General features: G+C 69.9%; 14 protein-coding genes and 2 tRNA genes. 4 read left to right on the top strand and 12 right to left on the bottom strand.

Annotated elements, in window-relative coordinates; translation table 11 throughout:
- Window positions 1-14 precede the first annotated feature (14 nt).
- The 5 genes from ACFWBN_RS01235 to ACFWBN_RS01215 form a co-directional block, all read right to left on the bottom strand.
- On the bottom strand, window positions 15-914 hold the full coding sequence (locus ACFWBN_RS01235) for a RimK family alpha-L-glutamate ligase (protein WP_385168572.1): 900 nt from the start codon (window positions 912-914) through the stop codon (window positions 15-17).
- Window positions 911-1,099 carry a lysine biosynthesis protein LysW gene (locus tag ACFWBN_RS01230; RefSeq protein ID WP_385168570.1) on the bottom strand — a complete coding sequence of 63 codons (189 nt, stop codon included), beginning with the start codon at window positions 1,097-1,099 and terminating at the stop codon, window positions 911-913. The genes ACFWBN_RS01235 and ACFWBN_RS01230 overlap by 4 nt, the downstream gene beginning before the upstream one ends.
- Window positions 1,100-1,151: 52 nt before the next feature.
- Entirely contained in the window at window positions 1,152-2,453 is a 1,302-nt protein-coding gene (locus tag ACFWBN_RS01225) for an acetyl-CoA carboxylase biotin carboxylase subunit family protein (protein WP_385168567.1), read from the bottom strand.
- 82 nt (window positions 2,454-2,535) lie between these two features.
- A complete protein-coding gene (locus tag ACFWBN_RS01220; protein ID WP_385168564.1) occupies window positions 2,536-3,729 on the bottom strand; it encodes a GNAT family N-acetyltransferase in 1,194 nt (397 codons plus the stop codon).
- 167 nt (window positions 3,730-3,896) lie between these two features.
- A complete protein-coding gene (locus tag ACFWBN_RS01215) occupies window positions 3,897-4,043 on the bottom strand; it encodes a hypothetical protein (protein WP_385168561.1) in 147 nt (48 codons plus the stop codon).
- A gap of 151 nt (window positions 4,044-4,194) precedes the next feature.
- Here ACFWBN_RS01215 and ACFWBN_RS01210 point away from each other — a divergent pair, with 151 nt between their 5' ends.
- Both ACFWBN_RS01210 and ACFWBN_RS01205 read left to right on the top strand, forming a co-directional pair.
- Window positions 4,195-5,271 (top strand): hypothetical protein, encoded by a 1,077-nt coding sequence (locus tag ACFWBN_RS01210; protein ID WP_385168559.1) that lies wholly within the window; start codon window positions 4,195-4,197, stop codon window positions 5,269-5,271.
- Between the two features lie 76 nt (window positions 5,272-5,347).
- Window positions 5,348-5,872, top strand: coding sequence for a GNAT family N-acetyltransferase (locus ACFWBN_RS01205; protein ID WP_385168556.1), 525 nt, complete (start codon window positions 5,348-5,350; stop codon window positions 5,870-5,872).
- Between the two features lie 66 nt (window positions 5,873-5,938).
- Here ACFWBN_RS01205 and ACFWBN_RS01200 read toward each other — a convergent pair.
- Window positions 5,939-6,011: transfer RNA gene (locus ACFWBN_RS01200), tRNA-Ala, on the bottom strand.
- A gap of 162 nt (window positions 6,012-6,173) precedes the next feature.
- Between ACFWBN_RS01200 and ACFWBN_RS01195 the strand changes: the two genes are divergently transcribed.
- A complete protein-coding gene (locus tag ACFWBN_RS01195) occupies window positions 6,174-6,722 on the top strand; it encodes a DNA-binding protein (RefSeq protein ID WP_356403119.1) in 549 nt (182 codons plus the stop codon).
- 44 nt (window positions 6,723-6,766) lie between these two features.
- Entirely contained in the window at window positions 6,767-8,038 is a 1,272-nt protein-coding gene (locus ACFWBN_RS01190) for a serine/threonine-protein kinase (protein ID WP_385168554.1), read from the top strand.
- 61 nt (window positions 8,039-8,099) lie between these two features.
- On the opposite strand, the gene ACFWBN_RS01185 is transcribed toward ACFWBN_RS01190, so the two are convergent.
- The 6 genes from ACFWBN_RS01185 to gyrB form a co-directional block, all read right to left on the bottom strand.
- On the bottom strand, window positions 8,100-9,413 hold the full coding sequence (locus tag ACFWBN_RS01185) for a hypothetical protein (RefSeq protein WP_385168551.1): 1,314 nt from the start codon (window positions 9,411-9,413) through the stop codon (window positions 8,100-8,102).
- Between the two features lie 123 nt (window positions 9,414-9,536).
- On the bottom strand, window positions 9,537-9,671 hold the full coding sequence (locus tag ACFWBN_RS01180) for a DLW-39 family protein (RefSeq protein WP_208809277.1): 135 nt from the start codon (window positions 9,669-9,671) through the stop codon (window positions 9,537-9,539).
- A gap of 145 nt (window positions 9,672-9,816) precedes the next feature.
- Window positions 9,817-9,890: transfer RNA gene (locus tag ACFWBN_RS01175), tRNA-Ile, on the bottom strand.
- Window positions 9,891-9,973: 83 nt separating this feature from the next.
- Entirely contained in the window at window positions 9,974-10,501 is a 528-nt protein-coding gene (locus ACFWBN_RS01170; protein ID WP_385168549.1) for a DUF3566 domain-containing protein, read from the bottom strand.
- Window positions 10,502-10,615: 114 nt separating this feature from the next.
- Complete coding sequence (gyrA, locus tag ACFWBN_RS01165; protein WP_385168546.1) at window positions 10,616-13,210, bottom strand: DNA gyrase subunit A; 2,595 nt, start codon at window positions 13,208-13,210, stop codon at window positions 10,616-10,618.
- Window positions 13,211-13,250: 40 nt separating this feature from the next.
- Window positions 13,251-15,272 carry a DNA topoisomerase (ATP-hydrolyzing) subunit B gene (gene gyrB / locus ACFWBN_RS01160; protein WP_385168928.1) on the bottom strand — a complete coding sequence of 674 codons (2,022 nt, stop codon included), beginning with the start codon at window positions 15,270-15,272 and terminating at the stop codon, window positions 13,251-13,253.
- Window positions 15,273-15,605 lie beyond the last annotated feature (333 nt).

Here is a 15,605-nt window from a genome sequence, read left to right as displayed (position 1 = left end):
GGTTTCCCTCCGTTTCACACGGTCTGCCGGGCGGTGATCCGCCCGTGCTTCTCCGCCGCGTACGCGGCCAGGTGGCCGGCCACGTTCACTCCGTGCTTCGCCGAGGACCGGGCGAACTCCGGATTGGCGTTGACCTCCAGGACCATCAGCTCGCCGGTGGAGCGGTCCTCGATCAGGTCGACTCCGTAGAAGCCGTCGCCCAGGGCGTCCACGACCTGCGCGCAGCGCTTCTCGATCTCGTCGGTGATCTCCACGCGCTCCACCTCGGCACCCAGGTGGGTGTTGGTGCGCCAGTCCGCGGAGACCCGCCGGATCGCGACGACCGGGGTCCGGCCCACGACCACGACCCGCAGGTCGTGGCCGGGCTTGTCGATGTACGCCTGCACCAGCACCGGGAAGAGCTTGCCCGCCGCGTCGGCGGACTCCCGGCCGCCGACCCAGGCGTCCACGCACTCCTCGTCCGTCATCCGGGTGACGCCCCGGCCCCACGAGCCGCTGACCGGCTTGATCACCGCGGGCCAGCCGAGCTCCGAGACGGCCTCGCGGACCTGCCCGTAGCTGAACGCGTGGCGGGAGACCGGGTGCGGGATGCCGTGCTGGGCGAAGAGCAGGGCCTGGAGGCCCTTGTCGTTGCAGGTCTCGATGGTCGCGGCCCGGTTGAGCGTCTCCACGCCCACGTACTCCAGGCGCCGGGCCACGCCGATGGCCTCGCGGTGGGACAGGTTCCTCATCAGGGCGAGGGCGGGCGGGGCCGTGTGCCCCGCCAGCACCCGCCCCACGTCCTCCAGCAGGGCCGTACGGACGCTCAGGCCTTCGGCGCGCAGCGCCTCCAGCAGGAGCTTCTCGTCCGGCCGCAGCATCGTGACGCAGAGCAGTACCTCCGCATCGGGAAGGGCGGACTCGGGGAGGGTCACTCGCCCCAGTCCTCTTCGACCTCGGGTGCGAGCTCGACCCGCACGGTCGCGTCGGTCTTCTCGACCACCTCGTGCTCCTGGCCGCAGGCCCCGCACTCGGCGATCTCGCCCTTCTCCCAGTCCTCCTGGACCTCGAACTCGGTGTCGCACACCAGGCACTTGGGCGCTTCGACGGCAGTGGTCATCTCTGTTTCTTCCTCTCTCGGTGGGTTGTGTGCCCTCGCCGCGGAACCGGGTTCACACCGGGTCCACGTCGAAGGTCACGAGCTCGACGGCCCGCTTGGTCACCAGGTCCGCATCGGTGTCCAGGGGGGCGTCGACGATCACGGATGCCGACCGGTGGCCGGAATCCCGCTGGCTGCCCAGCAGGTCGCCGGGGAGCCGGCCGACCAGGACGGCCCGCGGCTCCGCCGGGTCCTCGGCCGCGACCGGGGTCAGCAGGGGCCAGCGGTCGTCCCGGCTGGGCCAGGAGACCTCCACGCCGTCCGCGGTGACGTCCTTGAGGACGCCGTGCGGGTGGTCGAGGAAGTGCTGGCGGGCCCGGCGCCGGGGGGCCGGGTAGGAGGCCGGCTCGCCGAGGGCGAGGTCGAGCATCACCGGCTCGAACGGCTCGCCGGTCGCCAGCTCCCACAGGAAGGTGATCGCGTCGCCGGGCAGCCGCGCGGCCACCTCCATCAGCACGACCCCGTCGGCGCTGAGCCGGTACTCGGCGTGCGTGATGCCGTCCCGTACGCCGACCCGGCGCAGGATCTCGGTGTTCGCCGCGATCAGCGCGGCCTCCTCCTCGGGCCCGAGGGGCGCGGGGCTGGTGTGGGAGAGCTCGGTGAAGAAGTCGCTCTCGTGCTCGTTGGTCTCCTTGCCGGTGACCCCGGACCAGAAGACCTCGCCGCCCTGGACGAGGGCCTCGACCGAGAACTCCCGGCCGACCACCCTCGCCTCCACGAGGGAGATCTCCTCCTCGCCGAACACGCTCAGCGCCTCGGTCAGTTCGGCCTGGTCGTATACCTGGCGCACGCCCGAGCTGTAGAAGCGGCCGGCCGGCTTGACCACGGCCGGGAAGTGCTCCGCGGGCAGGGCGAAGGTGCCGCGGTCGGCGACCGGGACCACCTCCCAGCGCGGCGAGAACTCCGGGACGGTGGTGCGCTGGAGCAGCTTGTTGCGGCAGATCACGGCGGCCGCGGAGCCGGTGCCGGGCAGGCCGAGGCAGTCGGCGAGCACGCCCACCGGTTCCACGAACACCTCGCCGACCGAGATCACGCCGCGGACGTCGTACGAGCGCAGCAGCGGCTGCACGGACGGGATCACGGTGGCGATCCGGGCGTCGGCGACCTGGACCACGTCGGTGAGCCCGCTCAGCGGGTGGGAGGCGTCGGCCCGGGCCGCGGCCAGCCGCTCGAGGTCGGTGTCGGTGCTGACCACCGCGAGGGCCGCCAGGCCACGGCTCCTGGCCTCCTGGATCAGCCGGCCCTGGCGGGCGAGGACGACCAGGTCGCCCATGAAGAGCACGGCTCCGGGCAAAGGGGAGGATTCTGTGGGCACTTGCGGGGACTCCTTGGGTTCACGGGCCGGTCCGGGGCATGGCGAAGCCGTCGGCACGGCGGGGCGGTGGGGCCGTCCGGGTTCAGCAGAAGGGCGCGTAGAGGTCGTGCTCCAGCGCCTTGGAGACCGCCGGGGAGATGGCGGAGAGCCGGCTCAACTCGGCGGCGTTGTAGGCGCGGACCTCGTCGTCACGGCCGAGCAGAACGCTCCGCTCCGACAGGTCGAGCAGCCACAGCGGGCGGAGCCGCGCACCGCGCAGCGCCTTGGCGTCGGCGGACTCGATTCCCGGGGCCAGCCACCGCAGGCCATTCTCGGCGGCTATGCGGACGGCGGCGTAGTACACAAGGTTGAAATACTCCGCGGCACCACGGATCAACCGTTCGTAGTCGAAGCCGACCGCGCGGACGAACAGCGTGTCGCCGTGGATGTAGAAGAGGCAGAAACCCACCGGCGGCTCACCGGGACGGGCACAGAAGAGGACCTGGGCCTTCGCACCCATGGCCGCGCCCTGGAGGCGGAACGACTCACTCAGGATGTGCAAGTCGTATGAATGGCCGTATCGCTTCTGGGTGCCCGCGAGCAAATCCGCGGCCCGTCCGTAGCATTCCTCGAGCGGTTCTCGAGTGATCTCGTAGCCCGCCGCGGCGAAGGCCTTGACCTCCTGCTTGACCGAGTCCCTGCGGCCCTTCGAGGGGAGCTCGCGCAGCCACTGCGGCCAACCGCCCTCGGGGATGGAGACCCAGGCGTCCGTCGTCAGGAGCACCGGAGCCGTCCGTACGCCGGCGGCGCGCAGGGCCTGGACGTCCGGGGTGCCGACGAAGCTCGCGACGCACGGCAGGGGTCCGTTCGCCGCCGCGGGGCCGCCGAAAGCGCCGTCGAGCAGTTCGCTTCCGGCCAGTTCGGCGGCGAGCGAGCGGACCCCGTCGAGCAGGGCCGGAGCCGCGCTGTCCGCGGTGGCTCCGTCGGCGGTGAGCAGGTGGGTCTGGTAGCCGCGGCGCTGGCCGACGAGCAGGCCGGCCGCGTCGGGTGCGGGCAGCCCACGCGCCGTGAGCTGGGTGTTCCACTGGTAGAAGGGATTGGGCTCCTCCGCGACGGCGGTGACGCTGACGGCCGATCCGGCCGCGTGCACCGCGCCGGTGGCCGTCCGGCCGCCGATGTCGGTCGCGCAGAACCGCAGCCAGTCGTACGAGGAGTAGAGCCGATTTCCGGCCAGGGCGTCCCAGTCCTCGGGGGGCAGGCCGCCACTGAGGGCGTCGAAGGCGGAGAGGGCACTCACGGTCTGTCTCCACTGCCGAGAAGCTGGGGTCCAGATCTTGAAACGCCCTCGACTTTGTCCAGATACTGGGACAGACTTCCCCACGCGATCGAGCCGAAACCCTTATTCATCTCCCCGTCACTTTCTCTAGCCGGACTCTGGTATTCCCCTCCGTTGCGGACCGGGAGCTAGTGCCAAATGATGTCGTCCGTGCCGGTCGCGACCGCCGCACCCGTACCCGTCGGAACCGCGGCGGATGCGGGAGATGCGGCGATGCCGAGGCCGCCGACGGAAAGGAGCGAAATGAGCGACAGTACGACGAACTTGAGCTTCACGGACGAACCCCTTTTAGTCTGCTGCTGCTGCTTTCAGCGCCCGTTTCTGGCCGCTGGGACAACCGTGCCGGACTTGACGTACTGCGCGCCAGGGAACCCCTGGTGACGAGAAGTGGTAAGTGACTAGCACTCACCCGCGAAGGGTACGAAGATGCACAAATCCACCTCGGAGGTAAGTGGCACCCCACCCCTCGGAGACCTGCACGTCGCCCTCTATCAATGGGCGCTGGAGCAGGGCCGCCTGGACCCGGCCAAGGCCGCCATGCGCATGGGCGTCCCGCTGGCCGATGTCGATGCGGCCGTACGGGACTTGGCCCAACTGCACTTGCTGCGACCGGAATGGGTCGATCCGCGGCAGCCCGACGACCCCGCGGGAGCGGCCGGCCCGGATCACGCCGCCGACCCCGACGCCACGGGCTACGTGCCCGCGAGCCCGGACGCGGCCGCCGCCCACCTCGTCGGCCCGATCGAGGCCGAGATCCAGAAGCGCCACCGGGAGGCCGAGCGGCTCCGGAACCATGTAATGACCATGAAGTCGGTATTCGAGGAATCCTGGCAGAGTCATTTCATGCGGAACCCGATCGAGCACCTCACACTTTTGGACACCGTCCGCTCCACGTTGGAGCGACTTTCGGCCGGTGCCCGGACGGAGGTGGCGGCCGCACATCCGCGGCTTCCCCCTCAAGAAGCACTTGAGGAGGGATTGGCGAGAACCGCGGAGGTAATAGACCGCGGAATCGTCATGCGAACGCTCTATCCGCATTCCGTGCTCGCCCATCAATACATGCAGCAGCACCTGACGAAAATGGTGGCTCTCGGGGCTCAGGTCCGAACTATCGGTCACATCCCGGACCGCATCATTTTCTTCGACTGGGAGACCGCCATCATCGCGGACCGCCGGAATTCCGGGGGAGAGGCCGCCATCGCCATTCGCGACCCCTCACTCGTCGACCACCTCTACCGCGCGTGGGAGAGCACCTGGGACTCGGCCCGCCCCTTCACCTCCGCGCCGAGCGGGGTGGGCTACGGCTCCGCCAAGGACGAGCTGCGGCGCTCGATCGTCCGGCTCCTGGAGTCGGGGATGAAGGACGAGATGGCGGCCCGCCGGCTCTCCATGTCCACCAGCACCTACCGCAGGCACGTCACGGACCTGATGAACGAGCTGGGCGCGGAGAGCCGCTTCCAGGCCGGCAGCTACGCGCGCCGCAGCGGCTGGCTCGACGGCTGACGGGAGCCCGGGCACACCCCCCTGCCCCTGTTTGCTCGGGTCAGGGGGGAAAAGCCCGGCTGTTATCGTCCGGACCATGCCCGAGCTCATCACGCCCACCCCCCGCCTGCACGCCTCCTGGCTCGCCGCCCGCACCGAATGGGGCGACGACGCGCACATGGACGGGGCCGGCCTCCGCTCCGACGACGACGTGGAGAGCCCCGAGGGATTCGCCGCCTGGGTGGAGCGCCTGCACCGGTACGCCGACCGCACGGCGCCGGTCGAACAGGGCCGGGTGCACGCGACGTACTGGTGGATCGCGGAGGGCGACACCTACCTCGGCGCCATCGACCTGCGGCACTACCTGAACGCCATCCTGCTCGATGCGGGCGGCCACATCGGCTACAGCGTCCGCCCCTCGGCACGCGGCCGCGGCCTGGCCACCTGGGCGCTGGGCGCTGTGCTCCACGAGGCGCGCATCATGGGGATGGACCGGGTCCTGCTGACGTGCGACCCGGGGAACGCCGCCTCGGTGCGCACGATCGAGCGCAACGGCGGCGTGCTCGAAGACGTGCGCGACACGCTCATCGGCCGCAAGCGCCGCTACTGGATCGACCTCTGAGACGCGACGGGGCCCGCGCAAAAAACCCCTCTGCCCCGCGTTTCCGCAGTTCAGAGGGGTTGGATGTGGAGCCTAGGAGATTCGAACTCCTGACATCTGCCTTGCAAAGGCAGCGCTCTACCAACTGAGCTAAGGCCCCATGGATCCGGGCACGCCTGTTCCCCGTACGAGGAGCGGCCGTTCCGCAGAACAGAGTACCGGGTGTACCCCCTCATCTCGCAAAATGATAGGGACTCCCGCCCTGCGACCACTCTCCGTAAGATGCTCGCGAGGTTCGCACCAGCGAAGGGGAGTAGTAAGAGTGGACGCAGTACAACAAGAGGCCACGGCCAGAGCCAGAGAGCTTCAGCGCAGCTGGTACGGGGAGCCGCTGGGAGCGCTCTTCCGCCGGCTCATAGATGACCTCGGCTTGAACCAGGCCCGCCTCGCTGCCGTCCTCGGACTGTCGGCGCCCATGCTGTCCCAGCTGATGAGCGGCCAGCGCGCCAAGATCGGGAACCCGGCCGTGGTGCAGCGGGTCCAGGCCCTCCAGGACCTCGCCGGCCAGGTGGCCGACGGGAGCGTCAGCGCGGCGGAGGCCACCGACCGGATGGACGAGATCAAGAAGACCCAGGGAGGCTCCGTCCTCAGCAACAGCGGCCAGACCGCCACCGGCTCGGGCGCTCCCACCGTCAAGCGGGTCGTCCGTGAGATCCAGTCGCTGCTGCGCTCGGTCTCCGCGGCCGGCGACATCATCGACGCGGCGGACACCCTCGCTCCCAGCCACCCGGAACTGGCAGAGTTCCTCCGGGTGTACGGCGCGGGCCGCACCGCCGACGCGGTCGCCCACTACGAGGCCCACCAGAACTGACACGCACGACGGCGGACAACGGGTGACGGGGGACGGGCGCAGCGATGGGTGAGGTTTTCGCCGGTCGGTACGAGTTGATCGATCCGATCGGGCGCGGTGGGGCCGGCGCCGTATGGCGCGCCTGGGACCACCGGCGCCGCCGCTACGTGGCGGCGAAGGTCCTCCTCCAGAGCGACGCCCACACGCTCCTGCGGTTCGTACGGGAGCAGGCGCTGCGGATCGACCACCCGCACGTACTGGCCCCCGCGAGCTGGGCGGCCGACGACGACAAGGTCCTGTTCACGATGGACCTGGTCGGCGGCGGCTCCCTCGGCCACGTGATCGGGGACTACGGTCCCCTCCCGCCCCGCTTCGTCTGCGCCCTGCTCGACCAGCTCCTGTCGGGGCTGGCGGCGGTGCACGCGGAAGGTGTCGTCCACCGCGACATCAAACCGGCCAACATCCTGATGGAGGCCACCGGGACGGGACGGCCGCACCTGCGGCTGTCCGACTTCGGGATCTCCATGCGCAAGGGCGAGCCCCGGCTGACCGAGACCAACTACGTGGTCGGCACACCCGGTTACTTCGCCCCCGAGCAACTACTGGGCGCCGAGCCCGACTTCCCCGCCGACCTCTTCGCCGTCGGGCTGGTCGCCCTGTACCTGCTCCAGGGGCGCAAGCCCGACTCCCAGGGCCTCGTCGAGCACTTCCTCGCCCACGGCACCCCCGGCGCCCCCGAGGGCGTCCCCGCGCCGCTCTGGGACGTCATCGCCGGTCTGCTGCAGCCCGATCCCCAGAGCCGGTTCAAGACGGCCACAGGGGCCCGCAAGGCCCTTGCCGAGGCCGTGGAGCTGCTGCCGCAGCCCGCGCCGGGCGAGGATCCGGTGGAGGTGTTCGACCAACTCGGCCCGCTCCCTCCCGGCTTCGGCCCCCAGGGACCGCTGACGGCGGCCGCGGCCCCGCCGGGCGCTCCCGCGTCCACCGCCACGACGGTGGACGCGGAACCCACCCGTACCGACCCGCGCGGCACCGCCGGAACGGTGCCGGCCTCGGGGTACGGGGCCCCGCCGACCGCGTCCGGCTCGACCGCCCCCTACCCGGCGGTCCCGGGCCAGGCACCTTCGTCCGGGCCCTCGTACGGGCCTTCGTCCGGGCCCTCGTACGGCCTCTCGGAGACGGGCAGCTTCCACCTGCCCCCGCCCGTTGCGCCCGTCCCGGCGCCCCCCGCGGCCCGCAGCGGCGGCCTGGCCCCGCCGCCCCCGAAGGTCACGGCCGGCATCCTCGCCGCCGCACTGCTCTGCTTCGCCGTGGGCATCTGGGCCCTGACCCAGCTCTAGCCCCGCAACCCCGCCGGGACGGCAGAGGCTTCGCCGCGGGCATCCGGGCCCTGACCCGGCTCTAGGCGGCCGCGCGGCCCCGGCGGGCCAGCAGGATCCACCCGCCCAGCACGAGCAGCAGCAGCGTCCCGGTACCGAACCCGGCGCCCGCCACCACCCGCATCGCGGAGTGCTTCCCGGCGGCCTCCACGGCCTCCGGGGCGGTGAGCCCCTCCTTGGCCGCGGCCCGGTCCCCGGCCCCGACCCCGAAGCCGCCCGCGGCCGGATCCTCCGTGTACGCGGGCGCCTTGGCCGGGGTGTCGGTGACGTCCATGCGCAGGGTCAGCGGCACGGGAGTCGCGTCCTCGGTGAACTCGGCGACCTTCGTGCCCATCGTCACGGCGATGTAGTACCAGCCGGCGACCCCCACGGGCTTCACGTCGCTGTCGCTCGCGAAGCGGTTCTCGTAGGCCACCGGCGGGGTCTTGCCCAGCGTGACCCCCGCCTGCTGCCCGTCGTAGGAGGTGTCCTTGTCCGCGACCAGGGCCCGGTAGGGGCTGTAGAGCGAGACGACGAGCCCGCCCGAGGCGGAGCCGTACTGCTTGGTCATCCTGGCCTTGGCCAGCTCCGCGCTGAAGCCCAGCTGCTGTCCCCAGTCCAGCGGCACCCGGTAGAACCGGGTCTGCCCGGGCCGCAGCTCGTCCCGCCACACGCCGGAGCGCAGCGCCCGGGCGTCGTTGAAGCCGGTCCCGCCGGCGCGGGGAACGGCCTCGCTGCCGGGCAGGGCGGCCGGCGTCCCCGAGGGCCAGGCGCTGGGCGCGGCGGTCGGACCGCCGGCGCCCCGGCCCGGCTCGCGCTGGACGCGCAGTTCGAGCGGCCAGGGGCTCTGGTCGGAGCCCTTGGCCGACGTACGGGTCACCTTGGCGTAGTAGACGCCGGCCGGGGCGCAGTCCTCGTCCTCCGCCCCCCGCCGGACCCCGGCGGCGCTGACGGGCGCCGGGTCGTAGTTGAGGCCGGCGCGGCCGCCGCTGCCCGGGCAGGACCGGCCGGCGGTGTTCATGATCTCCACCTCGATGCCGTCGCCGTAGGAGACCTTGGCGCCGGGCGCGGGCCGGGCCACGGCGGAGACGTACACGTCGGACCGGTCCTGCTTCAGGCTGAGCAGGTACACGCGCTCTCCGGGGCCCAGCTCGTCCGCGTAGACGCTCCCCGCCTCGATCAGCGGGGCGTCCGCCGTGGAGAGCGTGCCCTTCACCGCCTTGGCGCCCTCCGCCGTGCGGTACGTCGGCATCGGCTGCGGCGCCGTCTCCTCGGCGTGCGCCGCTCCGGGCAGCGCGGCGGCCGCCAGCCCCAGGGCCGCCGCCCCCGCGAGCGCAGTTCTCCGTACCCGACCCATCACGCCCACCCCGAGTTTGCTAGCGCAAGCCAAATCTTTGCATAACGTAACTTTTTGTCACAGAACAGCACAAAGCCCCGACCGCAGCGGCAGCCGGGGCTTCATGGGATCAGCCTTCGGGTCTCACACGCCGGAACCAGAGGGCACGGAGTCAGTTGCCTCCGTCCACAGGTCCTGCTCGGCGCGGTCCGCCTGGATCTGGCGGTACACGAGGAGCCCGCCGATGGCGGCCAGTGCGACCAGGAGCAGCTTCTTCACCGCGCGACCTCGTCTTTCGTTGACGTAGGGGACTTCTGGCGCCCAACAATACACACCGACCGATACCGATCGGTGACCTGGCGGTCCACCAACTGGCCCAACGACAAAGACCCCCAGGCCTTGGGCCTGGGGGTCTTCGACACTGTGGGGCTAACAGGATTTGAACCTGTGGCCTCATCCTTATCAGGGATGCGCTCTAACCAACTGAGCTATAGCCCCATCCGCGCTGCGCGCTGACTCCTGAAGGTTAGCGCACTGACCCGGTAGGTCCAAAATCCGTTCCCGGGGAGCGTCTGCGCAGGTCACTCGTCCTCGGCGAGCGTCAGCTCCACACCGCCGACGAACCCAGCCGACAGGTTGTAGATGAACGCGCCGAGCGTCGCCAGCGCCGTCGCCAGCACCACGTCGATGACCGCGATGACCGACGTGAAGACCAGAACGCGCGGCAGCGACAGGAACGACTGGAGGTCGAAGCCGTTGCTCTCGTTCGAGCCGGTCGCCTCGCTGATCGTGCCGCCGACGGTCGAGAAGACGCCCATCGCGTCCATGACCATCCACAGCACCACCGCCGCGACGATCGTGCAGATGCCCAGCGCGATCGACAGCAGGAAGCTGACCTTCATCACCGACCACGGGTCGGCCTTGGCCACCCGCAGCCGCGCCTTGCGCGTCCTGGGCGCCATACGGGCCCCCGTACGCGGCTTGCGCTGCCCGGCGCCCTGCCCGCCGCCCCGCGGCGCGCCCGGGCCCGAGGGCGCCGCGTAGGCCTGCGGCGGGTGGTACGGCTGCGCCGGCTGGGCCTGCGACTGCGATCCCCGGGTATCCGTCACGATCGTCCCCCTGCCTTCGGCGGGAGTGCCCCCGCCCTGGGAGTCCGCGGCGGGGCCACGGGCACCGTTCTCTCCAGTCTTGGCCGGTCCGGCGCCCGTGGCTCCACTCACGACTTACTCCTCGTGCTCCCCAGCCGGGGGCTCCGTGCCCTCGGCGGCCTCGGCGGCCTGTCCGTCGGCTGCCTCGATCTCGTCGATCTCGTCAGCTTCCTGACCGGCCTCGGCGTTACGGGCGATGCCGACCACGGCATCGCGCTTGCCCAGGTTGATCAGCTGGACGCCCATGGTGTCACGGCCGGTCTCCCTGACTTCGTTGACGCGCGTACGAATCACACCACCGCCGAGCGTGATGGCGAGAATCTCGTCCGTTTCGTCCACCACGAGCGCCCCGACGAGGGACCCGCGGTCCTCCACGATCTTGGCGGCCTTGATGCCCAGACCGCCGCGGCCCTGGACACGGTACTCGTCGACCGGCGTCCGCTTGGCGTAGCCGCCGTCGGTCGCGGTGAAGACGAACGTACCCGGCCTCACCACGCTCATGGAGAGCAGTTCGTCACCTTCGCGGAAACTCATGCCCTTCACGCCCGAGGTCGCGCGGCCCATCGGGCGCAGCGCGTCGTCGGTCGCCGTGAAGCGGATCGACTGCGCCTTCTTGCTGATCAGCAGCAGGTCGTCCTCGGCGGACACCAGCTCGGCGCCGATCAGCTCGTCATCGCTGCCGTCCTCGGTCTCCCGGAGGTTGATGGCGATCACACCACCCGAACGGGGCGAGTCGTAGTCCTTGAGCGCCGTCTTCTTCACCAGGCCGCCCTTGGTGGCCAGGATCAGGTAGGGCGCCGCCTCGTAGTCGCGGATCGCGAGGATCTGGGCGATCTTCTCGTCCGGCTGGAAGGCCAGCAGGTTCGCCACGTGCTGCCCGCGGGCGTCACGGCCGGCGTCCGGCAGCTCGTAGGCCTTGGACCGGTAGACGCGGCCCTTGTTCGTGAAGAACAGCAGCCAGTGGTGCGTGGTCGAGACGAAGAAGTGGTCGACGAGGTCGTCCTGCTTCAGCTTCGTGCCGCGCACGCCCTTGCCGCCGCGCTTCTGCGAGCGGTAGTCCTCGGTCTTGGTCCGCTTGACGTAGCCGCCGTGCGTGATCGTGACGACGATGTCCTCTTCGGCGATCAGGTCCTCCATGGACATGTCGCCGTCGAAGGGCACCAGCTTGGAGCGCCGGTCGTCGCCGAACTTCTCGACGATCGCCGCCAGTTCCTCGCTGACGATGGAGCGCTGGCGCTCCTCCGAGGCCAGGATCGCGTTGTACTCGTTGATCTTGGCCTGGAGCTCGTCGTGCTCGGCGACGATCTTCTGCCGCTCCAGGGCCGCCAGGCGCCGCAGCTGCATCTCCAGGATCGCGTTCGCCTGGATCTCGTCGATCTCCAGCAGGCCCATCAGGCCCTCGCGCGCGATCTCGACGGTGTTGCTGCGCCGGATCAGCGCGATGACCTCGTCGATGGCGTCCAGCGCCTTGAGCAGGCCGCGCAGGATGTGCGCCCGCTCCTCGGCCTTGCGCAGACGGAACTTCGTCCGCCGGACGATGACCTCGATCTGGTGCTGCACCCAGTGGCGGATGAAGGCGTCGATCGACAGCGTGCGCGGCACGCCGTCCACCAGCGCCAGCATGTTCGCGCCGAAGTTCGTCTGCAGGTCGGTGTGCTTGTACAGGTTGTTCAGCACGACCTTGGCGACGGCATCGCGCTTGAGCACGATCACCAGGCGCTGGCCCGTCCGGGACGAGGTCTCGTCGCGGACGTCGGCGATGCCGCCGACCTTGCCGTCCTTGACCAGGTCGGCGATCTTCTGCGCCAGGTTGTCCGGGTTGGTCTGGTACGGGAGCTCCGTGACCACCAGGCACTGGCGGTTCTGGATCTCCTCGACCTCCACCACCGCGCGCATCGTGATGGAGCCGCGACCGGTCCGGTACGCCTCCTCGATGCCCTTGCGGCCCACGACCAGGGCGCCCGACGGGAAGTCGGGGCCCTTGATGCGCTCCAGCAGTGCGTCCAGGAGCTCCTCGTGCGAGGCCTCCGGGTGCTCCAGCGCCCACTGGGCGCCGGCCGCGACCTCGCGCAGGTTGTGCGGCGGGATGTTGGTGGCCATGCCGACCGCGATACCGGCCGAACCGTTGACGAGCAGGTTCGGGAAGCGCGCCGGCAGGACCGTCGGCTCCTGGTTGCGGCCGTCGTAGTTGTCCGTGAAGTCGACGGTCTCCTCGTCGATGTCCCGGAGCATCTCCATGGCCTGCGGCATCAGCTTGCACTCGGTGTAGCGCATCGCGGCCGCCGGGTCGTTGCCCGGAGAGCCGAAGTTGCCGTTCGAGTCCACCAGCGGCATGCGCATCGACCACGGCTGGGCCAGGCGGACCAGGGCGTCGTAGATCGAGGAGTCGCCGTGCGGGTGGTAGGTGCCCATGACGTCGCCGACGACGCGGGCGCACTTGTAGAAGCCCTTCTCGGGCCGGTAACCGCCGTCGTACATCGCGTACAGCACACGGCGGTGGACCGGCTTGAGGCCGTCCCGTACGTCGGGCAGCGCGCGCGAGACGATGACGGACATCGCGTAGTCGAGGTAGGAGCGCTGCATCTCCGTCTCGAGCCCGACGGGCTCGATGCGTACGACGGGCTGCTCTTCCTCGGTGTTCTCGGCAGTGGGCGTGGTTTCGTCGGCCATTGCTGGTCAGAGGTCCTTTCAGGCGGTCAGCTGAGCCGACTCAGATGTCGAGGAAGCGAACGTCCTTGGCGTTGCGCTGGATGAAGGAGCGCCGGGCTTCGACGTCCTCACCCATCAGCACCGAGAACAGGTCGTCGGCCTGCGCCGCGTCGTCCAGGGTGACCTGGCCGAGCACGCGGTGGTCCACGTCCATGGTGGTGACGCGCAGCTCCTCGGCGTTCATCTCGCCCAGACCCTTGAAGCGCTGGATCGAGTCTTCCTTGATCCGCTTGCCGTTCTGCTTGCCGAGTTCCACCAGGGCGTCGCGCTCACGGTCCGAGTACGCGTACTCGAAGTCGTCCCGGCCCCACTTGATCTTGTAGAGCGGCGGGCGCGACAGGTACACGTGACCGGCCTCGACCAGCGGCCGCATGAAGCGGAAGAGGAAGGTCAGCAGCAGGGTGTTGATGTGCTGGCCGTCGACGTCGGCGTCCGCCATCAGGATGATCTTGTGATAGCGGAGCTTCTCGATGTCGAAGTCCTCGTGCACGCCGGTGCCGAAGGCGCTGATCAGCGCCTGGACCTCGGTGTTCTGGAGGATCTTGTCGATACGGGCCTTCTCGACGTTCAGGATCTTGCCGCGGATCGGCAGGATGGCCTGGTACATCGGGTTGCGGCCGGACTTCGCCGAACCACCGGCGGAGTCACCCTCGACGATGAAGATCTCGCACTTCGTCGGGTCGTTCGACTGGCAGTCGGACAGCTTGCCCGGCAGCGACGCCGACTCCAGCAGACCCTTGCGGCGCGTGAGGTCGCGGGCCTTGCGGGCCGCCACGCGCGCCGTGGCCGCCTGGATCGACTTGCGGATGATGTCCGAGGCCTCGACCGGGTTCCGGTCGAACCAGTCGTTGAGGTGCTCGTGGACGACCTTCTGCACGAAGGTCTTCGCCTCCGTGTTGCCCAGCTTGGTCTTCGTCTGGCCCTCGAACTGCGGCTCGCCCAGCTTGATCGAGATGATCGCCGTCAGACCCTCGCGGATGTCCTCGCCGGCGAGGTTGTCGTCCTTCTCGCGGAGCAGCTTCTTCTCGCGCGCGTAGCGGTTGACCAGACCGGTCAGCGCCGCGCGGAAGCCCTCCTCGTGCGTACCGCCCTCGTGCGTGTGGATCGTGTTCGCGAAGGAGTAGACACCCTCCGTGTACTGCGAGTTCCACTGCATCGCGATCTCGACCGAGAGCATGCGCTCCTTGTCCTCGGCCTCGACGTCGATGACGGTCGGGTGGATCATCTCGCCCTTGCGCGAGTTCAGGTACTTGACGAAGTCGACGATGCCGCCCTCGTAGTGGTACTTGACCGTCCGCGCGGCGGGCTCGGCCGACTCCGCTTCCGGGTCGTCGGCGCCGACCGTGGCCTTCGCCGACTCGCGCTCGTCCGTCAGCGTCAGGGTCAGGCCCTTGTTCAGGAAGGCCATCTCCTGGAAGCGCCGCGACAGCGTCTCGAAGGAGTAGTCGGTCGTCTCGAAGACGTCGGGGTCGGCCCAGAACGTCACCGACGTGCCGTGCTCGTCGGTCTCCTCGTTCTTGGCCAGCGGGGCCGTCGGCACGCCCAGCTTGTAGTCCTGGGTCCAGCGGTGGCCGTCCGTCTTGACCTCGACCGCGACCTTGGTCGACAGGGCGTTCACGACGGACACACCGACGCCGTGCAGACCGCCGGAGACGGCGTAGCCGCCGCCGCCGAACTTGCCGCCCGCGTGCAGCACCGTGAGGACGACCTCGACCGCCGGCTTGCCCTCGGACGGCACGATGCCGACCGGGATGCCCCGGCCGTTGTCGATCACGCGCACACCGCCGTCGGCGAGGATCGTCACGTCGATCGTGTCCGCGTGCCCGGCCATGGCCTCGTCGACGGAGTTGTCCACGACCTCCTGCACGAGGTGGTGCAGGCCGCGCTCACCGGTCGAGCCGATGTACATACCGGGCCGCTTGCGGACCGCATCCAGGCCCTCGAGGACCTGGATGGCACTGGCGTCGTAATTCTTCTCGTTGGAGTCGCCGGAATCGGCCACGAAGCGCCCTTTCTGGCACAGCGCAGCCCGTACTCCGGACCAGCGTGTGCGCCGGAGGAGCGGCCGCGTCGATCTGCGTTGTCTGCGTGATCCCGCGAAAGGGCGGGATTTCCTTCAGTCTACCGGTACCACGGACATGAATGGGGGTTTGCCGGTACCTGAGTCCGCATGTGCCGCCCTGAACCGCCACTCTCCGACTCCCCATATCCGGGAAGGGGCTCTAAGAGGCTCACACGGGCATCCAGCCCTTCGGCCTGTCAACCTCCGACTACCGTGAGGGACACCACCCGCTTCAGCCGCGCCAAGCCACTCCAGCCCCGCCGGAAACATCCGGCTCCGCCGGGCACACTTCCG

Source organism: Streptomyces sp. NPDC059989, from assembly GCF_042736975.1.
Lineage (GTDB): Bacteria > Actinomycetota > Actinomycetes > Streptomycetales > Streptomycetaceae > Streptomyces.
This window is presented reverse-complemented; position numbering and strand designations above follow the sequence as displayed.

What these genes read in the sequence shown, in the direction of transcription:
- ACFWBN_RS01230 (WP_385168570.1), bottom strand. Translation starts at nt 1,099, where the DNA reads ATGACCACTGCCGTCGAAGCGCCCAAGTGCCTGGTGTGCGACACCGAG.
- ACFWBN_RS01210 (WP_385168559.1), top strand. Translation starts at nt 4,195, where the DNA reads ATGCACAAATCCACCTCGGAGGTAAGTGGCACCCCACCCCTCGGAGAC.
- ACFWBN_RS01205 (WP_385168556.1), top strand. Translation starts at nt 5,348, where the DNA reads ATGCCCGAGCTCATCACGCCCACCCCCCGCCTGCACGCCTCCTGGCTC.
- ACFWBN_RS01190 (WP_385168554.1), top strand. Translation starts at nt 6,767, where the DNA reads ATGGGTGAGGTTTTCGCCGGTCGGTACGAGTTGATCGATCCGATCGGG.
- ACFWBN_RS01185 (WP_385168551.1), bottom strand. Translation starts at nt 9,413, where the DNA reads ATGGGTCGGGTACGGAGAACTGCGCTCGCGGGGGCGGCGGCCCTGGGG.
- gyrA (WP_385168546.1), bottom strand. Translation starts at nt 13,210, where the DNA reads ATGGCCGACGAAACCACGCCCACTGCCGAGAACACCGAGGAAGAGCAG.